This is a genomic window from Bacillus sp. EB106-04-02-XG92, from assembly GCF_058791995.1.
This window is the reverse complement of sequence record NZ_JBYTEA010000031.1, coordinates 1-3738: the sequence shown is the minus strand read 5'-3', so window position 1 is coordinate 3738 and position 3738 is coordinate 1. Positions and strand designations below refer to the sequence as shown.

General features: G+C 30.8%; 3 protein-coding genes. 2 read left to right on the top strand and 1 reads right to left on the bottom strand.

Annotated elements, in window-relative coordinates:
- A partial coding sequence (locus tag AC3WVA_RS29210; RefSeq protein WP_492322427.1) for an S-layer homology domain-containing protein occupies positions 1-458 on the bottom strand: 458 nt, incomplete at its 3' end.
- A gap of 628 nt (positions 459-1086) precedes the next feature.
- Between AC3WVA_RS29210 and AC3WVA_RS29205 the strand changes: the two genes are divergently transcribed.
- Both AC3WVA_RS29205 and AC3WVA_RS29200 read left to right on the top strand, forming a co-directional pair.
- Positions 1087-1989, top strand: coding sequence for a hypothetical protein (locus AC3WVA_RS29205; protein ID WP_492322426.1), 903 nt, complete (start codon positions 1087-1089; stop codon positions 1987-1989).
- A 1060-nt stretch (positions 1990-3049) separates the two neighbouring features.
- On the top strand, positions 3050-3738 hold a 689-nt coding region (locus AC3WVA_RS29200), incomplete at its 3' end, for an S-layer homology domain-containing protein (RefSeq protein WP_492322425.1).

The window sequence follows — 3738 nt, the reverse complement described above, 5'->3', positions numbered from 1 at the left end:
AAATCATCAAACGTAATTTGTCCATTACTATTTGTAGTATCTTGTAACTTATACGCGTTTACTAACATTGCTGCCATAGCAGCACGTGTAACTTTTCCTGAGGGATTGAATATTCCATTTCCTTCACCTTTAATGATTCCTGCCTTTTCAGCAGCTGCAATATAAGGGGTTGCCCAATGATTTTGAGAATCTGTAAAGGATGGTTTTGCATCGAAGTCAACTTGTATACCTAGAGCTTTTGTCATAATGGTTGCAGCAGCAGCTCGATCTAATGAATCGCTTGAACCAAAAGTGCCATCTGGATACCCACTTAATACTTTTTTATCAACTAAATAATTAACGGATTTGTCAGCCCATGCAGGAACATCTGGGAATTTGTGAGTATTTGCAAATGCACTAGATGAGTAGGAAAGCAGACTTCCAGCAAGAATTCCTGTAGCAATTAATTTGTATTTCAAAATGTAACACTCCTAAAAATTATTACAGCTTGGTAAATCTATCATTTATAGTTAAACTCATAAGTAATATGACCTAGTTTAATAGATTGAGTTGGTATCATCACTATATTACGGATAGATAATATATGGTTGATTCAAAATATTATTTCGAAAAGAATCCACAGACATACACTTGTAGTAAGGGACTATTTGATATATTCACCAAGCATGTGTAACTAGTATAGTTACTCGTATGTACGAGTGTCAATTAAAAAAGAATTACATTTTTGTAAGATAACCGTGTTAATAATATAGTAAGTAATTATTATATAAGGTGAATAATTACTCATTATAATAACTAAAAGGATGAATAAATTTGTTTTTAATCCTATGTAATGAGAGGGCTGTCTAGATTAAATAAAAGAGCGATATTTAGCATTATTTACTAGTAATTTATTTTTATTCAATAATAAACATAAAAAATTCACTCCATAAAAAATTTCCTTTCAATATTATTAACCTTATTAACTTACAAAAGTGTAAGGATATTTTTATTGACGTTCTTTAAAAGGTGTAACTATAATGATTACATGCTAATTGATAATTAAAATCATTTAGTGAATAGATATGATTGGAGATGTTTTAGCATATGAAGAAAGTCATTTTAGCTGGTGCATTAGGAATTGCAGCATTTACAGGAAGCAACATACCAGGATTAGATTCAATAACAGCAAGTGCAGCTGTGCAAGAGTTCAACACTACAGTTGAGGGGAAAGTAATAGAAGTACAGTCAAAGTATTTTATCATTGAAAGTAAAGAATTAAATGAAAGTGTAACTATTTATACTGATTTTCAAGCAAATGCAAAACCAGGTGAATATGTAAAAGTAAATAGTAATGGTCCATTACTTCAAAACGCATTTACTACAAGTTTAACGGCTAATTCTGTTAAGCATTTTGAATTAGGTCCTGGAAACTACGAACAATATACAGTAGGGCATGTAAGTGAAGTTTCTTCTAATGAGTTATTAGTTACATATATAGATAATAACGGAAATCCAGCAGATCTTCGTGTCCCTCTAAAAAACACTCATAACTTTAAGGTTAATGACTTAGTGAAAGTAGAAAGTGATTTTTGGGCGAGATCCATACCACCTATAGCTGTAAATGCAAAAGTAGAAAAAGTTAAAACGCAAACTAATGATTATAATACTAGTACTGAGTCTTTAGAAAAAGAAGGTACAACATTGAAACCAGGAATGTATGAAAAAAAAGATGGTCAACCTAATTTTGTAATCGGAGAAATCACAAAAATAGACAAAGATTATACCGATTATGTAGCTGTCACATACCCTTCTAAAAATGGGAAAAATGATCTTGTTTATGTAGAATTAACGCAGGGACAACAATTTAATATAGGTGATATGGTTCGAGTAGATTTTCATGATGGATCTAATTTCCATGGAATGGATAAAACAACGTATGACCATATTCAAAAAATTAACGATAAAATTAAACAGAATACAAATAAAGAGCAATGGGTTTGGTCTTAATTTTAAGAAAATAAAAGTATCCATCTATAATGTATATACCAATTCAAAAAGTCTTGTAATATGTTACAAGGCTTTTTTGAATTAATTACTTTAAAACATAATCTTTTGTTTCATTCATGCAATGAATTTTGTGATATTTGTTTATAAAGATATAAAAAATTCTTTCGTTGATATTATTTAATCTAAAGAAAATTCCTTTACTTCATGGAATTAGAAACATTTTTCTCAACTATTCTATATAATATAGTGATTAATTATTATACAAGGTGAATAATTAATCACTATATTATTAATATGGTTACCTTACAATAATGTAAGATTTCTTTAATTGACACTCATATATATAAGTGACTATACTAATTACGCAACAGCGATTCATCTGTAAGTACTGTGTATACTAATACTTTTAACTAAAAAAGATGTGTATCTATTTTAAAACAAAAACACGTTTAACTATTAGCTTTATATGTATAGGATATAGTCTTATTAGTCATAATTTCGTATGGATAGTTGGAGAACTTGAAATTAATATAAATAATGATTTTATGTTAAACGTAATATTGAAATAAATTAAAGTTATGGTATATTCAGTATTCTCCTCGTTTGTATCTTGGATTTCTTATGATGAACCGATATATATAGAATCATTTCTTGAACTACTCACCACTTAACGTCCTTACGGACTGTTTGAAGTGGGAGATTCCTGCGAACACCGGTGTATCCACCGGTTATCTTAGCAGGCTCTACCCGTAGTCCCTACGGTGAAAACATAAGTATCTTGTACGTTGACTCACCACATTACCTACTTTAGCTTGGTTTTCGCAACTTCGGCAAGCGTGGGGCGAAAGAACGTTGAAGATTTTACGGTTGCAACGTTTTTCTGCAACCAACCTCATATCTTCAGTTTTCAAAGAGCAATCTGTATAAGTAAATGATAGCAAACATGTTGGCTTATGCCAACCGACATTCATCTCCCACCTAAAATTGGTGTTTCACACCTTCACATTTTTGAGGAAGGAGTCTTCTGTCGGAAAACGATAAAAATAAAGGAGATTTAATTATGAATTTTAAACAAATTATTTTAGCAGGTGCTGTCATTACTACAGCCACATTAACGACTTTGAATAGTGTACAGGCTGAGAAGAAAATATTTAATGATGTTCCAGTCAATCATTGGTCTGAACAAGCAATTAATGATTTAGCGAGTAGAAAAATTGTATATGGCTATGGAAATGATACTTTTGGATTTGGAGATAAAGTCACACGTGGTCAGGTAGCGAGAATGTTATACAATTATTTAAAACCACAGGATGTAGACTCAAGTTTTAAAAATCCATTTACAGATATAAAAGGTAATATGTTTGAAAAAGAAATTTTAGCAATGGTAAAAACAGGAGTTATGACTGGATATGGAAATGGTAAATTTGGACCAAATGATAGCTTAACTCGTGAACAAATGGCGGTAGTTCTTACAAATGCATTTAAATTAAAAGCGAATTCAATAACTAATTTTAAAGATGTAGATAAAAATTATTGGGCAACGAAAGCAATCAGTGCACTGCAAGAAAATAAATTAAGCGCAGGCACAGGAAATGGTATATTTGAACCTAAAGTAATTGTAACTCGCGAACAATATTCGCAGTTCTTATATAATGTGATTAATAAAGTAGAGAAACCAGAAGTAAAACCAGAAGTGAAACCAGAAGTAAAACCAGAAGTGAAACCAGAAGTAAAACCAGAAGTGAAACC

Coding starts and splice junctions, on each gene's coding strand:
- AC3WVA_RS29205 (WP_492322426.1), top strand. CDS start 1,087: ATGAAGAAAGTCATTTTAGCTGGTGCATTAGGAATTGCAGCATTTACA.